The sequence below is a fragment of the Streptomyces sp. Tek67B01 genome, assembly GCF_055231995.1.
Window position 1 is genome coordinate 3,515,493 of the sequence record NZ_JBUYUY010000001.1, and the last position, 22,455, is coordinate 3,537,947.

The following is a 22,455-nucleotide window of genomic DNA, read 5'->3' on the forward strand; positions in this document are numbered from 1 at the left end:
CGAGGACCGGGGGGCTTCTTCGTGTTCAGGACTCGGGGGTCGCGGGCGCCGCCTCGGACGCGGAGCGCGTCTGCGCGCCGTGTTGGGCGGCCCAGCTGAGGCCGGTGAGTCGCTCGTAGGCCTCGATGTACTTCGCGCGGGTCTGCTCGACGACCTCGCGCGGCAGCGCCGGCGGCGGGAGTTCGCCCTTCGGGTCCCAGCCCGAGGCGGGGGAGTTCAACCAGTTCCGCACGTACTGCTTGTCGTAGGAGAACTGCGTGCGGCCCGGCTCCCACTGGTCGGCGGGCCAGAAGCGCGAGGAATCGGGGGTCAACACCTCGTCGGCGGCGACGAGGGAGCCGTCGGCCGCGTGACCGAACTCGAACTTGGTGTCGGCGAGGATGATCCCTCGGTCCCGGGCGATGTCCCGGGCGCGGCTGTAGACGGCGAGGGTCAGCTGGCGCAGTGCCGCCGCCGTCTCGGCGCCGACGGTGCGCGCGACCTCCTCGTAGGAGACGTTCTCGTCGTGCTCGCCGACCTCGGCCTTGGCGGCCGGGGTGAAGATCGGGGCGGGCAGCTCGGAGCCGTCGACCAGCCCCTCGGGAAGCGCGAGTCCGCAGACGGTGCGGGTCTGCCGGTACTCGGCGAGGCCGGAACCGGTGAGGTAGCCGCGGGCCACGCATTCGACGGGGACCATGTCGAGGTTGCGGCAGACCGTCGTGCGGCCTGCCCAGTCGGCGGGGGCGCCGGCGGGCAGGTCCGTGCTGATCACATGGTTCGGGACGAGGTCCGCGAGCTGGTCGAACCACCACAGGGAGAGCTGGGTGAGGACGCGCCCCTTGTCAGGGATCTCGGTGGGCAGCACCCAGTCGAAGGCGGACATCCGGTCGCTGGCGACCATGACGAGGTTGCCGTCCTCGTCGCGGTAGAGGTCGCGGACCTTCCCGGTGTGGAGGTGGACGAGGCCGGGCACCTGAACCGGCTCGGGCTTTTCGACGAATCCGGACACGGGGTCTCCCTGTGGTTCTGTACGAGCGCGACCCCATTGTCCCGTACCGGGCCGGGCGGCCCGACTGGGGGTCGTGTCAGTCCCGCTTGCAGATCCGGTCGAGGAGGTTGGCGGTGGCGCGCTGCACCCGCTCGTCGACATGGCCCGGGCGGTCGAGCGCGGGGGACCAGGCGAAGGTCCCGGACGCGAAGACGAGGGCGCCGCTGGGCGCCCGGTAGAGGGACGTCTCCTGATGGCGCTTGGCGCCCTCGCTGTCGCGGTACGGCGAGTGCGCGAGGAGTATCCGGTCCTGGTGCTCGGGCAACTGGGTGCGCGGGAAGTACCGGTCGGCCTCGCCGGCGACCAGACCGTCGAGTTCGTCGTTCTCGACGGCACCGGTGGAGTCCCACAGCCAGTGGCCGGCGTTGCGGACGATGAGGGGCGCGGGTTCGGGGACCCGGCCCGCGTACTGGATGCCGAGCAGTTGCTGCTCCGGGCGGTCGACCTCGCGCCACAGGCCGGGTCGGCCGGGGCCACGGCGTTTTCGGCAGGTGAGGAGGCGGTCGGGGACCCCGGAGGGCGACGGGCCGAGCTCGACCTGCCAGTACATGGTGTTGGCGGAGAGGAACACCAGGGAGGTGCCGTGCTCCCGGGCGCGCTCGACGGTGCGGCGCATGGGCGCCGACCAGTACTCGTCGTGGCCGGGGAAGACCAGGCCCCGGTAGCGGGTGGGGTCGACGCGGCCGGCGTGGAGGTCGCGGGTGTCGGCGTAGGCCAGGTCGTATCCGTAGCGTTCGGCCCAGCGGATGAAGTCGTAGGCGTGGCCCACATGGAGGGGCAGGCCGGCGCCCGCGTACGGGCGGTCGAAGGACACGGTGGTGGCCGCGTCCTGTTCCCCCAGCAGTCGGCCCTCCTCGTCCCAGGCGTGGTAGAGGCTCGCGCCGGTGCGGCCGTCCTCCGGGTAGAGGTTGTAGGCCTGCCAGGTGATGTCGGGCAGCAGCAGGAGCAGATCGGCGCGGTGGTCGTCCCGGACCGTGAAGGGGATGTGGGACCGGTAGCCGTCGGCGGTGGTGAGGACCGCGACGTACGCGCCGACGCTCCAGTACGAGGGCACCTGGAGCCGCCACGACAGCCACCAGTGGTGACAGGAGACCGTGCGGTCGGCGGTGAGCGGGGCCGGCTGGACGATGCCGGAGAGGCGGGGGCTCGAATGGATCTTGCTGGCGCCGTCGCCGCCGTAATGGCCGATGCGGTAGATGTCGACGGAGAACTGCTGGGGCGGATCGACGGTGATGTGGAAGTCGATGGCCTCGCCGGGAGCGACGGCACCGGTGGACGCGAAGCCCTTGATCTGCCGGTGGACGTCATCGGCGGTGCGGGGACCGCCGTTGCTGCGGGCGCGGGGGATCTGTCCGGGAGCGACGGCCGGGTCGACGTACCAGGGCACGACGTGACCGGTGTCGTCGAAATACAGCTCGCTGCCCCGGAACCAGGGCAGCGGACCCTGGCCGAAGGGATCGGTCACCGCGTGCGCGAGCGCACCCGACTCCCACCGCCGGATCTGGTCCGTAGCCATACCGTTGCTCCCCTCCCTCGTCCCCGAACGTACATCCACGGCTTCCCAGCACATCACATAAAGCACGCGCTCCGTCACCGTTCGTCGCGAAAAGACCTTCGCGAATTCAACTTGTCGGGGGAGCGCCGCCCGCACGCGGGAACCGGTGACGGCGAGAGGGCCTAGACGAGCCGGACCGGCTTCTCCGGGCGTACGCCGATCTTCGCGAGCCACGCCCGCAGGGGCTCCGGGTCGCCGTCCTCCACCAGGCAGAGCACGCTCGGCGCGAGGTCCGAGCGCCGCTCGCCCGCCACTCGCAGCACCGGGCCGTCCAGCCAGTCCAGGCCCGGCTCCGCCCGGGCGGAGTCCACCGCCGCGCAACACACCAGCGCCGTCACGTGGTCGGTCAACAGGTCCCGCCCGCTCCTCGGCTCCTGGAGCGGGAACAGGGGCATCGCGTCGGCGGCCCGCGCCGAGCCCCCTGCCGGCTCCGACCCGCCTCCGACGGACCGTTCCTCCTGGGCCAGGTACCCGGCCAGCGACTCCCCGCGCGCCGCCGCTTCGGCGCCCTGCCCGGCGGTGCCGGTGAGGAAGCCCAGGACCCGCTCCACCGGCGGCCCCGCGGGCACGGCCAGCGCGTCGAGGGCCGTGTGCAGCCGGGCCGCCTCCAGGCGCCACTTGCGGTCCACGACCTGCTCGGGGTACTCCGCCCAGTCCACGGGCGACCACTGCGGCCCCGCCTCCCCCGGACCGCCGTGGAACAGCCGCGCGGCCAACAGCGAAGCGGCCTCGTCCACCGCGCCCGGCTGCTCCAGGAGATCGCAGGCGGGTCGCTCGCCCAGCCGGGAGGTGAAACCTTCGGCCAGCCGGTCCCGCCGGGACAGCTCGGTCAGCGCGGAGACCACCCCGGCATCGAGCCGCGCCGGCCACCGTCCCATGCGCCAGGCCGGCAGCGCGACCCGGGTGAGCAGCCGGTCCCAGCCCGCGTAGGCGAGACCGACCTGCTCCTGGGCCGTGATGCGCAGCCCGTAGTCCACGTCCTGGGCGCGGTCCGAGGCGGCGGCGGCCACACCACGCTCCATCTCCGCCGCGTCCACCCGGCACAGCCGCAACAGCAGCCTCGCGGGCCGGGCGACCCAGCCCAGCCCACGCCGGGACCCCACATCCACAGCGGCGTCCAGCCCGCGTACGAAGCCGCGCGCGTCGGCTATGTCCGGATGCGCGGAAGGGCCGGTACCGGCGATGACGGGCGCCAGCACGGCGCGGAGCTCCGCGACCCGCATCCACCACAGGAACGGCGAGCCGATCACCAGCACGGGGGCGGCGCCGGGCTCTGACTCCGGTCGGCCCGCCGCGATGCCCGACCGTCTGTGGGCCGGGTGCGTCCGGTCCTCCAGCCAACTGTCGCAGTCCGGTGTCAGGGCTATCGCGGAGGGCGCGGGGACGTCCATCCGGTCGGCGAGGTCCCGCACCAACCGATAGAGGTCGGGCGCGGCCGCCTCCGACAACGGCACGGTCGGGGTCAGCGCCGGGCCCGCGCGGAGCACCACCGCGGCGAAGGTTCCGCCGACGAGCAGCACCAGCGCGGCGACCACACAGACGACGAGGGTCACGGCGGGCCAGGGACCACCGGCCAGCCGGCCCGTAATCCGGGCGGCCACGAGCACCACGGCGACGGCGGCCGGGAGCAGCACGACGGCCAGCGCCCTGCTGCGCACCCGCAGCACGGCGAGGGCGCGGGAACGCGCGGACGGCACGCCCACTTCAGCGATCGAACCGATTCCGGACACGGCCGGACCTCACCCCCTCTGCCCTGCGGCGGCTTTGCTCACTCCCCCACTGTGACACCCGCCACTGACATCGCAATGCCGGTGGGCCATGTGCCGGAATGCTTGCGCCGCACCCTAGTTGGGGCGGGGCCGGACGTCAGGCAGACCGCGGCACGATCACCCGATGGAATGGCTTTGGGTAAAGCTGGCCGCCTTCGAACGCGGCTGGATGCACTCGCACGCGCGGGCCCGGGCGCGCTCTGCTCACCCGGGCCCGCGAGGAACCTGGAACCGCTGCTCAGCGGCGCTCGGCCGCCTTGGCCGCGATGTCCGTGCGGTGCTGCGAGCCGTCGAGCCTGATCCGCGCGACGGCCTTATACGCCCGCTCGCGCGCCTGCGCCAGATCGGAACCGGTCGCCGTCACCGACAGCACCCGACCACCCGCGCTGACGACGGCGTCGCCCTCGCGGCGCGTCCCGGCGTGCAGGACGTAGGCATCGGGGGCGTCCTCGGCGGCCACCTCGGCCAGGCCCTCGATCGGGTCGCCGGTACGAGGGGTGTCGGGATAGTTGTGCGAGGCGATCACGACCGTGACGGCCGCGTCCTCGCGCCAGCTGAGCGCGGGCTCCGCGTGCAGGGTGCCCTGGGCGGCGTTCAACAGCACGCTCGCCAGCGGGGTGCGCAGCCGGGCCAGGACCACCTGGGTCTCGGGGTCGCCGAACCGGGCGTTGAACTCGATGACGCGGACGCCGCGCGAGGTGATCGCGAGTCCGGCGTAGAGGAGCCCGGAGAAGGGCGTGCCGCGGTGGCGCAGCTCGTCCACGGTCGGCTGGAGGACGCTCTCCATGACCTCGTCGACCAGCTTGGGGTCGGCCCAGGGCAGCGGGGAGTACGCGCCCATGCCTCCGGTGTTGGGGCCCTCGTCCCCGTCGAGCGCGCGCTTGAAGTCCTGCGCGGGCTGGAGGGGGAGCACGGTCACGCCGTCGGTGATGGCGAAGAGGGACACCTCGGGCCCGTCGAGGAACTCCTCGATGACGACGCGGTCGCAGGCGAGCGCGTGCGCGCGGGCCGCGGCCCGGTCCTCGGTGACCACGACGCCCTTGCCCGCCGCGAGGCCGTCGTCCTTGACGACGTACGGCGCGCCGAAGGCGTCGAGGGCGGCGTCCACCTCTTGCGGGGTGGTGCAGACGTAGCTGCGGGCGGTCGGGACCCCGGCCGCGGCCATCACGTCCTTGGCGAAGGCCTTGGAGCCCTCCAGCCGCGCCGCCTCGGCGGACGGGCCGAAGACGGGGATGCCGACGGCGCGGACGGCGTCGGCGACACCGGCGACCAAAGGGGCCTCCGGGCCGACGACTACCAGGTCGGCACCGAGTTCGGTGGCCAGGCGGGCCACGGCCTCGCCGTCGAGGGCGTCGACCGGGCGCAGCTCGGCCACCTCGGAGATGCCGGCGTTGCCGGGAGCGCAGTACAGCGCGTTGACGTCGGGGTCGAGGGACAGAGAGCGGCACAGGGCGTGTTCGCGGGCGCCGCCGCCGATGACGAGGACCTTCACGTCGTGCAGCCTAGCCCGGCCGGCCGGACCGGCTTCGTGCGGCCACCCAATTACGAGCCTCTACTCGTTCGTGTATTCCTCTATGACGGTGGCTCCGAGCTCGCGCACGATCAGGTCGTGTCCGGTCAGCGCGCTCTCGACGAGATCGGGGTCGTCCTCCTCGGGGACGTCGTCCTCGGGGGCGACCGGCGGCGGCGCCTGCTGCGCCGGAGGCTGTGACGGGGGCGGCGCCTGCTGGTGCTGCTGGGGCTGCGGGTGCTGCGGGGCCGACTGGTACGCGGACTGCTGCTGCGGGGCCGAGGGCTGATGCGGGGGCGACGCGGGGGCCGGGGGCGGCGTGTACGAGGTCGGGGCAGACCCGGCCGGCTGGCCTCCGCCGCCTCCCACCACCGCGTCGATCTTCCAGTGGACCTGGAACTGTTCGGCCAGGACCGCCTTCAGGACGTCTTCGCTGCCACTGCTGGCGAAGTTGTCGCGGGCGCCGACATTGGGGAAGCCGAGCTGGAGGGTCGTCCCGTCGAAGCCGGTGACCTGGGCGTTCTGACTGAGCAGGATCCAGGTGAAGCGTCGGCGGTTCTTGACCGCCTCCAGCACTCCGGGCCACATCGCCTGCACCTGGCCGACGCCGGCCGCCATCCCCGGCGAGGGCGCGGCTGCCGGTGCGGCGGGCTGCCGGGCGGGGGTGGAGGGGGTGGGCGCGGCGGCCGGGGCGGACGCGGACGCGGCGGTGGGCCAGGCACCGGCGGCGGGGGTGGCGGGACCGGCCGGGGCGGACGCGGACGCGGCGGTGGGCCAGGCACCGGCGGCGGGGGCGGCCGGGGTGGCGGGGCCGGCCGGGGTGGCGGCTCCCGGCCAGGCCCCGGGCGCGGCGGCGCCACCGCCCGGCTGCGCGGCCCCGGGCCAGGCACCGGGGGCGGGGGCCGCGGGCTGCTGTACGGGAGCGGGAGTAGGGGCGGGGGCGGGGGTGGCCTGGGGGCCGGGCTCGGGCTGCGGCTGCGCCTGCGCGTGTGGCTGCTGCTCCTGCGGCTCGGCTTCCGGGGGCCGTACGGCGGCACGCGCCGCGGCGACGCCCCCGGCGGGACCGGCCGGAGCCATCGGGTGGGCCTCGGGGCCGGGAACGTACCCCATGGCCGGCACGGCCGGCGTCCCGACGGGCGCGGAGGCCATACCGGGCCCGGCGAACCCGCTCCGCTCCAGCCGGTCGAGCCGGGCCTGGAAGGACCGCTCGTCATCGAAGGCGGCGGGCAGCAGCACCCGGGCGCAGATCAGCTCCAACTGGAGCCGGGGCGAGGTGGCCCCCCGCATCTCGGTGAGCCCGGTGTTGACCAGGTCGGCGGCCCGCGACAGCTCGGCCGCGCCGAACACGGAGGCCTGGGCCTGCATGCGCTCGACCACATCGGCGGGCGCGTCGATGAGGCCCTTCTCTCCCGCATCGGGCACGGCGGCCAGGATCACCAGGTCGCGCAGCCGTTCCAGCAGGTCGGCGACGAACCGGCGCGGGTCGTTCCCGCCCTCCACGACACGGTCCACGACCTCGAAGGCGGCGGCCCCGTCCCCGGCGGCGAAGGCGTCGATCACCGAGTCCAGCAGCGAGCCCTCCGTGTATCCGAGCAGGGAGGTCGCCATGGCGTACGTCACACCCTGCTCGGCGGCGCCCGCGAGCAGCTGGTCCATCACGGACATCGAGTCGCGCACCGACCCGGCGCCGGCCCGCACCACGAGCGGCAGCACCCCGTCCTCGACGGTGGCTCCCTCCCGTCCGCAGACCTCGCCGAGGTAATCGCGCAGGGTGCCGGGGGGCACGAGCCGGAAGGGATAGTGGTGCGTCCGGGACCGGATCGTCCCGATCACCTTCTCCGGCTCGGTCGTGGCGAAGATGAACTTGAGGTGCTCCGGCGGCTCCTCGACCACCTTCAGCAGGGCGTTGAAGCCCGCCGAGGTGACCATGTGGGCCTCGTCGATGATGTAGATCTTGTATCGGCTGGAGGCCGGCCCGAAGAAGGCCTTCTCCCGCAGGTCACGGGCGTCGTCCACACCACCGTGCGAGGCGGCGTCGATCTCGATGACGTCGATCGACCCGGGGCCGTTGCGCGCGAGGTCGCGACAGGACTGGCACTGCCCGCAGGGATCGGGAGTGGGACCTTGCTCACAGTTCAGGCACCGGGCGAGGATGCGCGCGCTGGTGGTCTTGCCGCAGCCGCGCGGCCCGCTGAACAGGTACGCGTGATTGACCCGGTTGTTCCGCAGGGCCTGCATCAGGGGGACAGTGACATGCTCCTGTCCGATGACCTCGGCGAACGACTCGGGGCGGTAGCGGCGGTACAGCGCAAGGGACGACACGACTACGAGGTTATCCGGGCCCACCGACAACGGCGGCCCGTCCGATGCCCGCGCCCCGGCCCCGGAACGCAAAGCGCCCCCCACGCACCCGCCAGAGCCCACTTACCCTTGCTGCCTTCCGGCCCTGGGGGAGTTGGGTGAGATAGCGCCACGTGAGGGGCTGGGCCCCACCCTAGCGGATGGAACCCCCCGGAATCGACCCGCCTCCCACCGCGACCTCCGGCCGGCGATCACGTTCGCGAGCACCCCTCAACGTCTTGTATTGTTTGCGGCGGAGGATTCGCCTAGTGGCCTAGGGCGCACGCTTGGAAAGCGTGTTGGGGGCAACCCCTCACGAGTTCGAATCTCGTATCCTCCGCACCCGCCCGCAAGGGCACACGAAGACCCCGGATCGCGTCAGCGACCGGGGTCTTCGGCATCCCCGGGTCTCGACATTCACCACACGTCGGGCGGCATGTCGAGACCGTCGACAATCGGCCCTCACCGCTCGCCCCGGGTGAACCCGTCCGTACGGCACCCGCGGACCCGATGGAATGCGCGATCCTGGTCCCGGTGCGGGCCGGATCCGGCCCTCTTCTCCCTTCCCGGCCCGGCGAGGTGCTGTCATGACGTCCCGATCCACGCTGACCGCCTGGCTGGCCGGTCTCGACGGCGCGCGGCTGGCACGCGTCCTCGTGGCGCGCAAGGACGCTGTGGCCTCTCCGGAGCCCCGATCGTTGGGGGAAGTGGCGGAACGCCTTCAGCGGCCGGGGTCGGTGGCGCTCGCTCTGTCTCAGCTCCCGCTCCCGTGCGTGCAGGTAGCCGAAACGCTGGCCGCCTTGGGGAGCTTGTCGCGCGGGGACCTGGCGAGGGCGCTGGGAGCGACGGCGCCCGCCGCCGCCCGGGAACTCGACGTCGTATTGGAGGCTCTGGCCGATCACGCGCTGGTCTGGCCGGACGGTGACGGAGATCTCCACATGGCCGCGCCGTTGCGGAACGCATGGGACACCCCCCTGGGGCTGGACGCTCCGCTGGAGAAGTTGCTGGAAGGCGTGACCTCCGAGGAACTGCGCGGCATGCTCGTGGCACTGGGCATCAAGCCGGTCAGCACCAGGCAGCAGCGCGCGGCCGCCGTCCTGGAACACCACGGCGATCCGGAGCGCGTGGCCTCCCTGATCGCGAAGGCCCCTGCTGCCTCCCGGGAGCTGCTTCAGCGGCGAGCGAAGTCGGTGTCGCCGCAGACGGAGTTCATCGTGTTCGGGGCCTCCGAGGCCGATTCCCGACCGGGCGTGCGATGGGCCTTGGACCGGGGCTTCCTCGTCCGCGATCGCCGCGGATACGGGAGGGACCGCATGCCCGCCGAGGTGGCGCTGGCGTTGCGCGGGCCCGACTGGCATGCCCCGTTCCAACCCGTACCGCCCGCCACGGAGCTGGTGTCCGTCACCGCTGTGGAGGTGAACCGAGAGGCAGCGGCGGCAGCCACGGCCTTCGCGGCCCACGCCGCCTCGGTCCTGTCGGTCTGCTCGGCGGCTCCACCGGCCCGGCTGAAGTCCGGTGGGATCGGCGCACGTGAACTGGGCCGGATCGGCAAGGCCGCACATGCCATTGACGTCGTGGTGCGCATCGCCTTGGAGAGCGCGTACTCGGCCGGGCTACTGGCCGCGGACGGACCCCGCGTCACGCCCACCGAGGCGTACGACGCCTGGGCGGCGCAGGAACCCGCGGACCAGTTCGCCGTGCTGCTCCAGGCATGGTGGAAGCTGCCGCTCACCCCGTCCCAGGCCCTCGACGAGGACGGCAAGGCACTCCCCGCCCTGGCCGGAGCACCTCCCTGCGACGGCTGCCTGCAAGCGCGCGGTGGGCTCCTCGCCGCGGCGGCACGGCTCCCGGAGGGGCGGGGCGCGCGGGTCGCCACGGATCTGGGCGCGCTCGTGGCATGGCACCGTCCGCTCGCCCACCCGTCGTGCCAGGACGAGACACCATTCGCCACCGCGGTCCGCGAGGCCGAGTTGTTGGGCGTCATCGCCCGAGGCTCCGTTTCCCCGCTCGGCGCGGCTCTGCCGGCCGGTGACGCCGAGGAACTGGCCGCCGAGTGCCGGCGACTGCTGCCCGAGGCCACCGGCACGGCCCGGCTCGGCGGCGACCTCACGGCCGTCGTCAGCGGCACGCCCGCGGCACGCCTCGCCGAGCTCCTGGATGCGACCGCGGACCGGGAGACCAGCGGGACGGCCTCGGTATGGCGGTTCAGCGCCAACAGCATGCGACGGGCCCTGGACGCCGGCCGCACTCCGGACGAGGTCTCGGCCGAGCTGGCCGCCATCGCGGCAGGGCCCCTGCCCCAGCCGTTGTCCTGCCTCATCGCCGATGCCGCACGCCGTCACGGCCGGGTACGCATCGCCCCCGCCGCCTGCGTCATCCACGGCGACGAACCGGCGCTCTTGGCAGAACTCGCCGCCCACCGAGGACTCGCGCCGCTCGGGCTGCGGCGGCTCGCGCCGACGGTGCTCCTCAGCGCCGGCACGCCCGACCAGACCCTTGCCGCGCTCCGGGACCAGGGCTATGCCCCCGTCGCCGAGGCCGCGGACGGGACCGTACGCATCGAGAAGCTCCCTGCTCGGCGGGCCGCCGCTGTTCCGACGCCGCGAAGGGCCTCCTCGAGGGCCGGCGCAGGACGCGTGGCGCACCGGGCGGCAGAGGCGTCGATGGTCGTCGACTCACACACATTGGCGGCCCGGCTGCTGAACGCCCCGCCAACCGCCCCGGAGCCCGATCCCTTGGGCACCGGAGTCCCCTTCGGGACGGATACCGAGGAGATCGTCGCCGGGTACGCCAGGCAGCTGACGTACGCCGACGTCCGCCAGCTCGGCCACGCCCTCGACGCCGGCACCGCCATCACGGTCGAATACGTCGCCGCCTCGGGCAGCCGCACCGTCCGTACCCTCAGCCGCCTCGAACTCGACCCGCCCTACCTCGAAGCGTGGTGCCATCTGCGGGACGCCGAACGAGTCTTCACACTGTCCCGCATCCACGGCGTCATGCCGGTGTAGGGCGGGCCGCACACACGGGGTCAGCGCCGCGGCCCGAGGATCGGACGAACCGAGTCCTCCACACGTGTACGACTCGTCGTACTTCGTCGATCCGGTGTCAGGCCCGATCGGAACATGGGTGACCTGCGGGCCGGGCGTGCCGGTGATCGGCGCGACCGTCACCGAAGCGAGCGGTTCCGCGATCCGGTTGACGGCGAGGACGACGACGGGGCGCGGCCCACCGGTTGTGCAGTGCGCGGACCCACACCTCGCCGCGAAGCGCGGTGCCCGGGTTCACCACGGTCAAGGCCGAGAACCGCCACGAGCGGGACCTGGAGGGCAGCCCGGCCGACCGCACGCGGTCTCAGTTCCGAAGTCGTCACCGGGCTCCGCCACGTCCTCCACCGGCTCTCCACCAAGGCAAGAGCGTGAGGCGCACATGCTGCACGTCCGTCGACCATTCACGCCGGGGCCCGGCTCACCGGCCCGGCCGGAAAGGAACACCGCCATGCTCACCCTGACTCCCCGCGAAGGCGCGGCCCCGAGGGTCTTCGGCCCGGCCCCGCACGGCCAGGGCTCCCAGATCTCCCCGATCATGCTCCAGGAGGAGCTGTGGGGGCGGATGCGCTCGCTGCCCTACGTGTACATGGCCCCCACGCTCGTCTCGGTGCCGCACGCCCGTGCGCTCCACCTGCCCGAGGGCATCGGCACGGGGCCCGCCGAGGCCTTCCAGCGCGGTCGGGAGTGGGCCCACATCCATCCCCACCACGACGGCTCGCTCCACCTCACCCTGCCGAAGGAGGCCGAGGACGAGGTCATCTCCACGGGCTGGGGCGTGCACCACCCGGTCCAAGACGTGACGCTCGTCTACGGGCCCAGGACCTCGGCGGAGCTGGAAACGGTCTGGAAGATCATCCAGTACTCCTACCGGTACGCGGTCGGCGCGCGGTGAAACACCCGCCACCGCCGATCGGCGCGGTGGTTCAGGAGTAGGCGACGTCGTCCCACCCGAAGGAGTCCTGCCCTGATGCCCCGACAGAATGGGGGCATGGTCGCTGACTCGGTGTTCTTGGTGCCCGGGCCGCGCGGTAGTACCGCCGAGCTGTTGTGCGCGGAGGCCGCGCGGCGGGGGATGGAGGTGCGGGGGACCGTCGGTGGGCCGCGGGGCGAGGTGTATTGGCGCGGGGGGCCGCGGGCCGCCGGGCGCGTCGGGGCCGGGCTGGGGCTCGGGCTGCTGGAGCCGCCGGACGACTGGCTCGCGCGACTGCCGGAACGTCTCACCGGTCGGCGCGTCCGGTTGACCACCCTCGGCGCGGCGCGCGGCTCGGCGGGTCCGGCATTCGTGAAACCGCCGCGGGAGAAGTCGTTCCCGGCGTCCGTGTACCCGGACGGGTCCCACCTGCCGCCCGGGCCGGACGCGCGAACGCCGGTACTGGTGTCCGAGGTGGTGGAGTTCGCCGCCGAGTACCGGCTGTTCCTGTTGGACGGGGAGATCGCCGCCGCGAGCCGGTACGCCGTGTACGGACGGCTGGACTGCGCACCGCTCGGCGCCGATCCACGCTCCGGCGAGGTACGGCGCTTCGCGGAGGACCTGGGCGGGACCGGGCTGCCCAGCGGGGTCGTCGTGGACGTCGGGCTCACCGCGGGTGGCCGCTGGGCGGTGGTCGAGGCGAACATGGCCTGGTACGCGAACTGCTACGCCGCGCCGATCGCGGGCGTCCTGGACGTGGTGCTGCGGTCCGGGGGCCCGCTGGCCCGGGTGGCCGGGCCCGACCTGCCGTTCGTACGCGAAGGGGAGCGGGAGGACTGACGGCTCGTGCCCCGGGACCGAGTGGCAAATACTTTCGCCAGTAAGACTGTTCCGTCCGTGCGGGTGGACGGCGGGCCGGGGTCGGCCGAGTGGGGAGGGACCGCGTCTATAAAGGGCCCGTCCTGTTGACCTACCGGATGGGCTCCCACCATGCTGCAGGCCGCTCTGCGCGTACTCGCCGCCGTTTCCGTCGTCTCCGCCGTCGCCGTCTCGCCCAAGCCGTCGCGGCCACCTCCCTGGACGAGAACTGGCAGTGGCGCGACGACACCAACACCCTCTGGCGCGGCGACACCCGGGAGAACGTCGACGAGCTCTTCAGGACGGGTTTCACGCCCCGCGGTGACGAACTGATCCCGCTGGCCGACTACATCGTCAAGGGCGGCGGGCAGAACAGCGCCCACCTGAGCACCAGTTGTGAGAAGTGGGTGGCCCAGAAGTTCGCCACGTACGGCTCGGCCAAGACGGGATGGGTGTACGAGATCGAGGCCCCCGGCGGCATCGACGTGAACGCCACCGCGCACCTCAACCACTACGAATCGCCCTACCTCTGGAACAAGGAGATCGACTTCCCGGGCGGGGTCGAGGGTCGCTACATCAAGGGCGCCTGCAAGTTCCACCTCGTCTCCACCGACCCGGCCACGAAGGTCAACACCTACGAGAACCTCGGCTGCAAGCAGAACGACCGCTTCGCGCCGCTCGTCCTGGAGCCGGTCACCGCCCTCCGGTAGCGGCCCGGAAGCGGCCGGCGTCCCGCCCCGGCGGGGAGGATCTTCACGGGGAGCGCCTCGCCGGGGAGGGACCGGGACGCCGGTACCTCCCCAGGGGCGGGGCCGGGCCGGGGGTCGGCTCAGGCGGTCGCCAGGCTGATCTCGGTGGACTTGATCAGCGCGACGACGGAGGAACCCTCGGCGAGGCCGAGCGCCTCGACGGCGTCGTTGGTGATGGCGGCGGTCAGGCCGCCCCCGTCCACGTCGATCTTGACGGATGCCATGGCCCCGCCGCTGGCGAGGCCGGAGACGGTGCCCCGGATCTGGTTGCGAATGCTGATGCCGTCGACGGCGTCCGTGGCGAGGGCCACCTCGGTGGCCTTCACCAACGCCTTCACAGCCGTTCCGGGGGCGATGCCGAGGTCCTTCACGGCGTCGGTGGTGATGGCCGCGGTGATCACCTGGCCGCCTTCCAGCCGCACCTTGACCGTGGTCATGGCCTCGGCGGTGGTGACGTCGCTGACGGTACCGGCGATCTGGTTGCGGATGCTCAGGCTCATGGTGGTTCGACCTCTCGGGTGGACGCGTCGTACGGCCGGAGGAGCCGTACAAGATCGACGCTAACCGGCTCCGCGCCGGCCGGCGGCGGACCCGTCGCATCCGCCAGGCGAAGCCACTCGTGCGGCTCGCCCTTGCGTTCGGGCGTCCGGAGATCGGCAGTTGGGGATTGGCAGTTGGGGATTGGCAGTTGGTCCGATCGTCGCTACGCGAACTTCGGGGTCTCACCGACCGGTGTCGACATGTCGATCACCGCGAACGCCGCGCCCTGCTGGTCGGTCAGGGCCGCGAAACGCCCGAAGGGGCTGTCCATCGGCCCGAAGTGGAGCCGACCGCCCCGCGCCTTCGCCTTCTCCACCGCCTCGTCGCAGTTCGGTACGCCGAAGAACACCTGGATGTAGGGCGGGATCTCCGGCGGGAACTCGTCACCCATGTTCATCCGGCCCAACACCGGGTTCTCCGGGCCGCCCAGGCTGAACATCTTGTAGTCCATGCCCGCCGCCTCGGGGTCGTCGCCCAAGTCCATCTGCCGGGCCTGGTACGGGAAGACCTTGGGCAGGAACCCGTCCACCTTCGCCACGTCCCGGGTGAAAACCTCCGCCCAGGCGAACGAACCGGGCTCGCCGATCTTCTCGAAGCCCTTGTGGTCGCCGGGCTGCCAGATGCCGAAGACCGCGCCGCTCGGCTCCTTGGCGATCACCATCGTGCCGAAGCCGGCGACCTGCATCGGCCCCATCGCCACCTCGCCCCCCGCCGACCTGATCTTCTCCGCCGTCGCGGCCGCGTCCGGCGAGGCGAAGTACAGACACCATTGGGAGGGGGCGTCGACGCCCGGCATCGGCGGCACGACGGCCGCGACCGCCTTGCCGTCGGAGTAGGCCTGCGTGTAGTTGCCGTACTCGCTCGACGCGTCGCCGAACGTCCAGCCCAAGACATCACCGTAGAAGCCCTTGGCCCCCTCCACGTCGGCGAACATCGCGTCCACCCAACAAGGAGCGCCTTCCGGGTACTCAGTCATGATCGATCGACTCCCGTGTCGTGTACGTCGTCGTGACCCGTCTCGGTTCACACGCTAGGGGGCCGGTGCGCCGCCCGCGCGCGGAGGACGGCCAGGAGGGAGGCTGGGTCCATGGACAAGGACATCACCATCCGGTTGGCCCAGCAGCCGGAGGCCGACGCCCTGCTCGGCCGGAGCCCGCTCGCCGCGCTCGTCGGGATGCTGCTGGACCAACAGGTGCCGATGGAGTGGGCCTTCTCGGGGCCGTACACGATCGCCCGCCGGATGGAAGCGGACGACCTCGACGCCCACGCGATCGCCGCCTACGACCCGGAGGCCTTCGCGGCGCTGCTCTCCGAGAAGCCGGCCGTGCACCGCTACCCGGGCTCCATGGCGAAGCGGGTGCAGCAGCTGTGCGCGTACCTCGTGGAGCACTACGACGGGGACGCGGAGGGGATCTGGCGGGACGCGGGAACCGGTGCGGAGCTGCTGGGACGGCTCAAGGACCTGCCCGGCTTCGGGGAACAGAAGGCGCAGATCTTCCTCGCCTTGCTCGGCAAGCGGTTCGGGGTGCGGCCGAAGGGCTGGCGCGAGGCGGCCGGGGGCTACGGGGAAGCGGGTGTCCACCGCTCGGCGGCGGACATCACGGGACCGGAGTCGCTGGCCGAGGTGCGGGCGTACAAGCAGGAGCACAAGGCCGCCGCCAAGGCCGCGAAGGCCGCGGAGGCGCATCCCGCGAAGGAGTAGACCGGCGCGGCGCGGACTGCGAAGGGGACGGTCCGGGCAGGGCGCGGCCCGTGACGGCCCGCGCAGGGGACGGTCCGGGCAGGGCGTGGCCCGGCCGGCGTCGGAAGCCGGCCGGGCCACGACGACCGCTACGCGGAGAGCGAGGCCTTGGCCGGACCCCCGCGCAGCGCCGAGGCGTAGACCACGTCGGCGTCGAGCCGCCGCAGTTCCTCCGCGATCAGCTCGGCGAGGCTACGGATCTTCAGGGCCACCTTCCGGTCCGGCCACCCCGGCAGTGACAGGGTGGCCAACACCCCGTCGGGCCGGTCCACCCGGATCTCGCCCCCGGTCGTCTCCAGCCGGACCCGCGTCACCACCGGCCCGTCCGTGACCACCCGCTCCACCGTCACCCCGAGCCGGACCTCCAGCCAGCGCGCCAGCAGCTCGGCGCTCGCGTTGTCGGCCTCGCTCTCCACCGCCGCGCCCGTCACCGGCAGCGGCGCCTGCTCCAGGGCGCCGGCCAGCAGCGAGCGCCACGGCGTGAGCCGGGTCCAGGCGAGATCGGTGTCGCCTGGGGTGTACGAGGCCGCCCGATCGCGCAGTACGCCCACCGGGTCGGCGGTCGCCTGCGCGTCGGTGATCCGGCGCTGCGCCAGTGCGCCCAGCGGATCGCGGGCCGGCGCGGCGGGGGCGTCCGCAGGCCACCACGCCACCACCGGCGCGTCCGGAGCCAGCAGGGGCAGCACGACCGAACCCGCGTGCTCGGTCAGTTCGCCGTGCAGCCGCAGCAGCACGATCTCCCCGGACCCGGCGTCGGAACCGACGCGCAGCTCGGCGTCCAAACGGGTCTGGTGCAGCTTGCGCGGACCGCGAGTGGTCCTTTTGATCACCGCGATGATGCGGCTTGGGTGTTCGCGCGAGGCCTCGGAGGCCGCGCGTACCGCGTCGTAGGCGTTCTCCTCGTCGGTGACCACGACGAGCGTGAGCACCAGCCCCATGGCGGGGCTGCCGACAGCTCGGCGCGCTTCGAGGAGGGCCCGGTCGATCTTGCCGGACGTGGTGTCGGTGAGGTCTGTCCGCATGATCCGAGTCTGTCAGCGAAAGCCGTGGAAGTCGCAACCGGTTCACTGGATTCCGCCTGGACCGCCCGGGCGGAGGTGGCGTTGGGTTCAGCGTCGGCGGCGGGCCGTTCCGAAGATCGAGCGTGAGATCTCCCGGCCCAACTGGGTGCCGACGGACCGGGCCAGCGAGCGGAACAGCCCGCTCCCCACCACCTGCTGCGCCAGGGACGGCTCCGGCCGGGCCGCCCCGGGGGCCGGCTTCGCGGCCTGCCGGCCCTCCTTCTCGGCCTCCGCCGCGGCGGCGGCCCGTTCCGCCGCCGCCTCGGCGGCCGCCTGCTCGGCGCTGATCTTCTCGTAGGCCGACTCCCGGTCGACCGGATGGGCGTAGCGGGAGTAGAGGGGCGAGGAGGTCACCGCCCGGTCGAGCGCGGCCGCGTCGACCGGTCCCATCAGCGACTGCGGGGCGCGCAGCCGGGTCGCCGCGACGGGCGTGGGGGCGCCCTTCTCGCTCAGCACGGTGATCACCGCCTCGCCCGTACCGAGGCCGGTCAGCAGCTCCTCCAGGTCGTAGGCCGAGTGGGGGAACGTCTTCACGGTCGCCTTGAGCGCCTTCGCGTCGTCGGGGGTGAAGGCGCGCAGCGCGTGCTGCACCCGGTTGCCGAGCTGCGCCAGTACGTCCGCCGGCACGTCCTTCGGCGTTTGCGTCACGAAGAACACGCCGATGCCCTTGGACCGGATGAGCCGGACCGTCTGCGTGATGGATTCCAGGAACGCCTTCGAGGCGTCGTGGAACAGCAAGTGCGCCTCGTCGAAGAAGAAGACGAGTTTCGGCCGCTCCAGGTCCCCCACTTCCGGCAGGTCGGCATAGAGGTCGGCCAGCAGCCACATCAGGAAAGTGGAGAACAGCCGCGGCTTTTCCTGAACCGCCGCAAGTTCCAGTACGGACACCACCCCGCGCCCGTCGGGAGCCGTCCGGAGGAATTCGGCGCTGTCGAATTCGGGCTCTCCGAAGAAATCCACCGCTCCCTGCTGCTCGAAGGCGGTCAGGGCCCGAAGAATCACCCCGGCCGTCACCGTGGAAAGCCCGCCGATGCCTTTGAGTTCGGCCTTTCCCTCTTCGGATACGAGGAAGGCGACGACCGCGCGCAAGTCTTTGAGGTCGATCAGCTCCAGGCCCTTGGAATCGGCGTAATGGAAGATCAGACCGAGCGACTGCTCCTGCGTCTGGTTGAGCTGGAGCACCTTCGAGAGCAGGACCGGTCCAAAACCGGTAACGGTGGCCCGGAGCGGAATACCCGGCCCGATACCGCCCAGGGAGTAGAACTCGGCGGGACAGCCGCCGGCCGACCATTCCTGGGCCACTTCCCCGGCCCGCTCGCGGATCTTGTCGTTCGCGACGCCCGGCGCCGAAATCCCCGAGACGTCGCCCTTGATGTCCGCGAGGAAGACGGGGACGCCCGCCGCGGAGAGCTGCTCGGCGATGAGCTGGAGGGTCTTGGTCTTGCCGGTGCCGGTGGCGCCGGCTACCAGTCCGTGCCGGTTGAGCACGGCCAGTGGAACGCGCACCTGCCGGTCCGGCAGGCACCGGCCCTCCCAGAGCAGGGCTCCCAGATCGAGCGCGGGGCCGGTGAAGGCGTACCCGGCGGCGATCTCGTCGGCCGGGGACAGGGGGTCGGTGCTCTCGCTCATACGTCCCTCGCGGATTGGCCTTGCTCCCGGATTGGCCTCGTGTGCCACTTTTGCACCGCCGTCACGATGCTGCGCCCGCAGGCACCGGCCCGGTAGGCTTTCCGTGTGATCTTCAAGCGCATCGGAAGCGGGCGGCCGTACCCCGACCACGGCAGGGAAACCACCCGGCAGTGGGCGGATGTCGCCCCGCGCCCGGTCCGGCTCGACCAGCTCGTGACGACCAAGGGACAGCTGGACCTCGAAACACTGCTCGCCGAGGACTCCACCTTCTACGGGGACCTCTTCGCGCACGTCGTGAAGTGGCAGGGCGACCTGTACCTGGAGGACGGGCTGCACCGCGCCGTGCGCGCCGCCCTCCAGCAGCGGCAGGTGCTGCACGCCCGCGTCCTCGAAATGGACTGAACTGAACTGGACTGAAATGGACTGACCGGGCACGACGTGCGAGGCCCGGGGCTCCCTGCGCGGGGGGCCGCGCCGCCGCGACCGGCCGACGGTGGGCCGCCGCGACCGGCCGACTGCAAGCGCCCTGCACGGCGCGCCCTGCCGTGCTGACCGGCGACCATTGCCGTCATGTCCGGTGATGACACCCGCGCTGACCGGCCGATTGCGCCTTTCGGGTCGGCCTTTGCCGATCAATAGATCATTTAGTAGGCATCGTTCCGGTACGGCACTACGCTGCGCCCATGAGCATGCTCACTCCCCCCGGCATGGGCGGAAAGTACCGCGTCACCGGAGCTGCCTTCCCCCGCATGAGCCGCCCGCGGCGACGCCGCCGGATCATCCTCGCCCTGCTCGGCTCCGCCCTCGCGCTGGCCCTGCTCGGCTACGGGGCACTGCAGCTCATGGACGTCTTCCGGGGCGACACCAAGCACAAGACGGCCGCGTCCAAGGACTGCCCGACCGGCGCCCCCAAGGCCGGCCCGGCGGCGGCCCCGTCCAAACCCGCGGTGGTACTGCCCCAGCCCGGCCAGATCACGGTCAACGTCTACAACGCGACCCCGCGCGCCGGTCTCGCCAAGGCCGTCGGGGACGAGCTGAAGAAGCGCGGCTTCCTGGTCGGCCAGGTCGGCAACGCCCCCGCCGACTTCGACAAGAAGATCCCCGGCACCGGGATACTGCTCGGTTCACCGAAGACCGACAAGGCCGCGTACTCCGTGCTCGGCACCCAACTGGCCGGCATGACTCAGCACACCGACGCCCGCGAGGGCGCGGACATCGACCTGATCCTCGGCGACGGCTTCAAGGAGCTGAGCACGAAGGAGGACGCGGACAAGGCGCTGGCCGTACTGGCCAACCCCGAGCCCGCGCCCGCCGCCAAGAAGTGCTGATCCGCGCCTGAGGCGCGGCTCGGCCGAGCCGTTATTCGGCCGAGCCGTACATGCGGTCGCCCGCGTCGCCCAGGCCCGGCACGATGTAACCGTGCTCGTTGAGCCGCTCGTCCACCGCGGCCGTCACCACGGTCACCGGCGTGCCCGCCAGCTCGCGCTCCATGACCTCGACGCCCTCCGGCGCGGCCAGCAGCACCACGGCGGTCACGTCGTCGGCGCCGCGCTTGATGAGCTCCTGGATCGCGGCGACCAGGGTGCCGCCGGTGGCCAGCATCGGGTCGACGACGTACACCTGGCGGCCGGAGAGGTCCTCCGGCATGCGCGTCGCGTACGTGGAGGCTTCCAGGGTCTCCTCGTTGCGGACCATGCCGAGGAAGCCCACTTCGGCGGTCGGCAGCAGCCGCACCATGCCGTCCAGCATGCCGAGACCGGCGCGCAGGATCGGGACGACCAGCGGGCGCGGGTACGAGAGCTTCACACCGGTGGTCGCGGCGACCGGGGTCTGGATGTCGGCCTGCTCGGTGCGCACGTCCCGGGTGGCCTCGTAGGCCAGGAGGGTCACCAGCTCGTCGGCGAGGCGACGGAAGGTGGGGGAGTCGGTGCGCTTGTCGCGCAGGGTGGTCAGTTTGTGCGCCACCAAGGGGTGATCGACGACCTGCAAACGCACAACTTCCTCCAAGACCTCAACTGCCGCCAGCTGCCGGGTTTCGACCTGCGACCTGCGAAAACGGCCGCGATGTGCGGCCCACACCCGAAAGGCTACGCGTTGGGCGACGTCTTCCGTGTCCTCGGTGGCCGAAGGTCGACCTCGGGCGCCCCCCGGCATCGGGATTGCGGGCCGTACCCGGGCCCAGCACCCTGGACTGATGAGCAACGGACTGGTGATCGCCGCGGTCGACGGCTCCGAGCACAGCCTGGAGGCCCTGGAGTGGGCGCGCCTGGCGGCTCTGCGACACCGCGCCGGGCTGCTCGTGGCGCATGTGCTCTCCGACAGCGCCCAGTTGTACGCGGGCCGGCGCTCGTCCCTGCACGACGCCTCCCAGCCTCAGGAGTACGCCGATCCGGTGGGTGACCACGTACGGGCCCTTCTGGCAGCGGCGCCCGAACAGCCGGTCGAGGTTCGGTACGAGGCCCTGGAGGGGTCGGTTCCGGAGGCGCTGCGGGTGATCGGGGCCGAGATGCGGCCGCTGACGCTCGTGATGGGCTCCAGGGGCCGCGGGGGCTTCGCCGCGCTGCTGCTCGGGTCGAACAGTCGCGCCGTGGCCGGCTCCGCGCCGTGCCCGGTGGTGGTGGTGCCGCCGGCGGGGCGCCCCGGCGCCGACGCGGGCGTGAGCCCCGACACCGGCGTGGGCGGCGACGCCGGCGTGGCGGTGATCCTCGGGCTGCACACCGCCGAGACGCACGACGACGTGGTCGCCTTCGCGTTCGCGGAGGCCGCCGCGCGGGGGACGGCCGTCCAGGTGGTCTCGGCCTACCCGGTACCGCCGTCGCCGGCGGCCGCCGCACCTCCGGTCCCCGCCTTCGCGGTGATCACGCCCGAGGAGTTGGCCGGGGACGACGGCGACACCGCTCCGGCCGAGCGGGACACGCTGCGGGCCCAGCTGGAACGCCTCGCGCCGTTCCGCGAGCGGTATCCCGAGGTGCGGGTGGAGCAGGCGGCCGTGCCGGGTGAGGCGGCCGGGCCACTGGTCGAGGCCTCGCGCTCGGCGCCACTGGTGGTGGTGGGCCGCCACCACCCGAGGCGGCGCTTGGGGCCCGTGATGATGGGCTCCGTCGCGAACGCCGTGCTCCAACACGCGCACGGCCCGGTGGTGGTCGTCCCCGCGACCCACGACGAACCTTCCTGAGCTGGGACGACTTGGGTGGCATCAACTCGGAAGTCCCGGGGAAGGTGGGTAGCACAACCGGAGCAGAGCAGCCGGGGCGGTGGGCGATGGGGCCAGAGAAAGAGCCGGGCGATCCGGGGGAGCCGGAAAGCATGGCGCAGCGGCGGGCGCGCCGCGCGCAGTTCCTCCGCGACCTGAGCGAGGCGCGTGAACTGCGCGACCGCGTGCAGCCCAGACGCGCCCGCGCGGCCCGTATGCGCCAACAGATGCGGATGCGCACCTTCCGCTGGTAGACCGGGAAGACGCCGGCGTACCGCCCGGCCCACGCCTGCGTTCGAGGCGCGGGCCCCGGGGTGGTGCCGACACACCCCCGCACGAAACGACCGCATCACCCAGCCACCCAGCCCGGCCCCGGCCCCGGCCCCGGCCGCCCCGGCGCGGCGCGGACAACCCTGGGACCGGCACGCCGCGGCCCGCACCCCGGGCCGCCGCCCCCCGACCCCCGGGGGACACGCCCGCCCCTCAGGCGGGTCCCTGCCGCCCAACGCCGCCCCCGCACAACCCG

19 protein-coding genes, 1 tRNA gene and 1 other RNA gene are annotated in these 22,455 nt (G+C 72.7%); 10 read left to right on the plus strand and 11 right to left on the minus strand.

Going from position 1 to position 22,455, the window contains the following annotated elements; all coding sequences use genetic code 11:
• Positions 1-25 precede the first annotated feature (25 nt).
• From ACV7NM_RS15795 to ffs, 6 genes are all read right to left on the minus strand, one after another.
• Positions 26-988 (minus strand): phosphoribosylaminoimidazolesuccinocarboxamide synthase, encoded by a 963-nt coding sequence (locus ACV7NM_RS15795; protein WP_463410867.1) that lies wholly within the window; start codon positions 986-988, stop codon positions 26-28.
• A gap of 76 nt (positions 989-1,064) precedes the next feature.
• A complete protein-coding gene (locus ACV7NM_RS15800) occupies positions 1,065-2,543 on the minus strand; it encodes a N,N-dimethylformamidase beta subunit family domain-containing protein (RefSeq protein ID WP_463410868.1) in 1,479 nt (492 codons plus the stop codon).
• A gap of 161 nt (positions 2,544-2,704) precedes the next feature.
• Positions 2,705-4,312: a M48 family metalloprotease gene (locus ACV7NM_RS15805; RefSeq protein ID WP_463410869.1), complete on the minus strand. Its 1,608-nt coding sequence runs from the start codon at positions 4,310-4,312 to the stop codon at positions 2,705-2,707.
• A gap of 277 nt (positions 4,313-4,589) precedes the next feature.
• Positions 4,590-5,843 (minus strand): phosphoribosylamine--glycine ligase, encoded by a 1,254-nt coding sequence (purD, locus tag ACV7NM_RS15810; protein WP_463410870.1) that lies wholly within the window; start codon positions 5,841-5,843, stop codon positions 4,590-4,592.
• 60 nt (positions 5,844-5,903) lie between these two features.
• Entirely contained in the window at positions 5,904-8,183 is a 2,280-nt protein-coding gene (locus tag ACV7NM_RS15815) for a DNA polymerase III subunit gamma and tau (protein ID WP_463410871.1), read from the minus strand.
• 66 nt (positions 8,184-8,249) lie between these two features.
• An RNA gene (gene ffs / locus ACV7NM_RS15820) (signal recognition particle sRNA small type) lies at positions 8,250-8,348 on the minus strand.
• Between the two features lie 108 nt (positions 8,349-8,456).
• Here ffs and ACV7NM_RS15825 point away from each other — a divergent pair.
• From ACV7NM_RS15825 to ACV7NM_RS15845, 5 genes are all read left to right on the plus strand, one after another.
• A tRNA-Ser gene (locus ACV7NM_RS15825) sits at positions 8,457-8,541 on the plus strand.
• Between the two features lie 247 nt (positions 8,542-8,788).
• Positions 8,789-11,209 (plus strand): helicase-associated domain-containing protein, encoded by a 2,421-nt coding sequence (locus ACV7NM_RS15830; protein ID WP_463410872.1) that lies wholly within the window; start codon positions 8,789-8,791, stop codon positions 11,207-11,209.
• Positions 11,210-11,696: 487 nt separating this feature from the next.
• Positions 11,697-12,140 (plus strand): luciferase domain-containing protein, encoded by a 444-nt coding sequence (locus ACV7NM_RS15835; protein ID WP_463410873.1) that lies wholly within the window; start codon positions 11,697-11,699, stop codon positions 12,138-12,140.
• Between the two features lie 96 nt (positions 12,141-12,236).
• A complete protein-coding gene (locus ACV7NM_RS15840) occupies positions 12,237-12,998 on the plus strand; it encodes an ATP-grasp domain-containing protein (RefSeq protein ID WP_463410874.1) in 762 nt (253 codons plus the stop codon).
• Between the two features lie 125 nt (positions 12,999-13,123).
• Positions 13,124-13,726: a scabin-related ADP-ribosyltransferase gene (locus ACV7NM_RS15845; protein WP_463410875.1), complete on the plus strand. Its 603-nt coding sequence runs from the start codon at positions 13,124-13,126 to the stop codon at positions 13,724-13,726.
• 119 nt (positions 13,727-13,845) lie between these two features.
• On the opposite strand, the gene ACV7NM_RS15850 is transcribed toward ACV7NM_RS15845, so the two are convergent.
• Positions 13,846-14,265 (minus strand): TOBE domain-containing protein, encoded by a 420-nt coding sequence (locus tag ACV7NM_RS15850; RefSeq protein WP_463410876.1) that lies wholly within the window; start codon positions 14,263-14,265, stop codon positions 13,846-13,848.
• 203 nt (positions 14,266-14,468) lie between these two features.
• Positions 14,469-15,281, minus strand: a complete 813-nt coding sequence (locus ACV7NM_RS15855; protein ID WP_463410877.1) for a VOC family protein — start codon at positions 15,279-15,281, stop codon at positions 14,469-14,471.
• A gap of 111 nt (positions 15,282-15,392) precedes the next feature.
• Between ACV7NM_RS15855 and ACV7NM_RS15860 the strand changes: the two genes are divergently transcribed.
• On the plus strand, positions 15,393-16,007 hold the full coding sequence (locus ACV7NM_RS15860; protein ID WP_463410878.1) for an HhH-GPD-type base excision DNA repair protein: 615 nt from the start codon (positions 15,393-15,395) through the stop codon (positions 16,005-16,007).
• Between the two features lie 128 nt (positions 16,008-16,135).
• On the opposite strand, the gene opcA is transcribed toward ACV7NM_RS15860, so the two are convergent.
• Complete coding sequence (gene opcA / locus ACV7NM_RS15865; protein WP_463410879.1) at positions 16,136-17,068, minus strand: glucose-6-phosphate dehydrogenase assembly protein OpcA; 933 nt, start codon at positions 17,066-17,068, stop codon at positions 16,136-16,138.
• Between the two features lie 87 nt (positions 17,069-17,155).
• The gene (locus ACV7NM_RS15870) at positions 17,156-18,736 is read right to left on the minus strand and encodes a helicase HerA-like domain-containing protein (protein ID WP_463410880.1); all 1,581 of its coding nucleotides are present in this window, start codon (positions 18,734-18,736) and stop codon (positions 17,156-17,158) included.
• 105 nt (positions 18,737-18,841) lie between these two features.
• Between ACV7NM_RS15870 and ACV7NM_RS15875 the strand changes: the two genes are divergently transcribed.
• Together ACV7NM_RS15875 and ACV7NM_RS15880 are read left to right on the plus strand one after the other, a co-directional pair.
• A complete protein-coding gene (locus tag ACV7NM_RS15875; protein WP_008740979.1) occupies positions 18,842-19,138 on the plus strand; it encodes a type II toxin-antitoxin system VapB family antitoxin in 297 nt (98 codons plus the stop codon).
• Between the two features lie 281 nt (positions 19,139-19,419).
• Entirely contained in the window at positions 19,420-20,064 is a 645-nt protein-coding gene (locus ACV7NM_RS15880) for a LytR C-terminal domain-containing protein (RefSeq protein WP_463410881.1), read from the plus strand.
• Positions 20,065-20,095: 31 nt separating this feature from the next.
• Here the strand turns inward: ACV7NM_RS15880 and upp are convergent, their stop codons facing one another.
• Entirely contained in the window at positions 20,096-20,731 is a 636-nt protein-coding gene (gene upp, locus ACV7NM_RS15885; RefSeq protein WP_463410882.1) for a uracil phosphoribosyltransferase, read from the minus strand.
• 199 nt (positions 20,732-20,930) lie between these two features.
• Between upp and ACV7NM_RS15890 the strand changes: the two genes are divergently transcribed.
• Positions 20,931-21,911 carry a universal stress protein gene (locus ACV7NM_RS15890; protein WP_463410883.1) on the plus strand — a complete coding sequence of 327 codons (981 nt, stop codon included), beginning with the start codon at positions 20,931-20,933 and terminating at the stop codon, positions 21,909-21,911.
• Positions 21,912-21,997: 86 nt separating this feature from the next.
• On the plus strand, positions 21,998-22,183 hold the full coding sequence (locus ACV7NM_RS15895) for a hypothetical protein (RefSeq protein ID WP_463410884.1): 186 nt from the start codon (positions 21,998-22,000) through the stop codon (positions 22,181-22,183).
• The last annotated feature ends 272 nt before the right edge of the window (positions 22,184-22,455 follow it).

Coding starts and splice junctions, on each gene's coding strand:
- ACV7NM_RS15800 (WP_463410868.1), bottom strand. CDS start 2,543: ATGGCTACGGACCAGATCCGGCGGTGGGAGTCGGGTGCGCTCGCGCAC.
- ACV7NM_RS15830 (WP_463410872.1), top strand. CDS start 8,789: ATGACGTCCCGATCCACGCTGACCGCCTGGCTGGCCGGTCTCGACGGC.
- ACV7NM_RS15835 (WP_463410873.1), top strand. CDS start 11,697: ATGCTCACCCTGACTCCCCGCGAAGGCGCGGCCCCGAGGGTCTTCGGC.
- ACV7NM_RS15840 (WP_463410874.1), top strand. CDS start 12,237: ATGGTCGCTGACTCGGTGTTCTTGGTGCCCGGGCCGCGCGGTAGTACC.
- ACV7NM_RS15850 (WP_463410876.1), bottom strand. CDS start 14,265: ATGAGCCTGAGCATCCGCAACCAGATCGCCGGTACCGTCAGCGACGTC.
- ACV7NM_RS15855 (WP_463410877.1), bottom strand. CDS start 15,281: ATGACTGAGTACCCGGAAGGCGCTCCTTGTTGGGTGGACGCGATGTTC.
- ACV7NM_RS15860 (WP_463410878.1), top strand. CDS start 15,393: ATGGACAAGGACATCACCATCCGGTTGGCCCAGCAGCCGGAGGCCGAC.
- opcA (WP_463410879.1), bottom strand. CDS start 17,068: ATGCGGACAGACCTCACCGACACCACGTCCGGCAAGATCGACCGGGCC.
- ACV7NM_RS15870 (WP_463410880.1), bottom strand. CDS start 18,736: ATGAGCGAGAGCACCGACCCCCTGTCCCCGGCCGACGAGATCGCCGCC.
- ACV7NM_RS15880 (WP_463410881.1), top strand. CDS start 19,420: ATGAGCATGCTCACTCCCCCCGGCATGGGCGGAAAGTACCGCGTCACC.
- ACV7NM_RS15890 (WP_463410883.1), top strand. CDS start 20,931: ATGAGCAACGGACTGGTGATCGCCGCGGTCGACGGCTCCGAGCACAGC.
- ACV7NM_RS15895 (WP_463410884.1), top strand. CDS start 21,998: ATGGGGCCAGAGAAAGAGCCGGGCGATCCGGGGGAGCCGGAAAGCATG.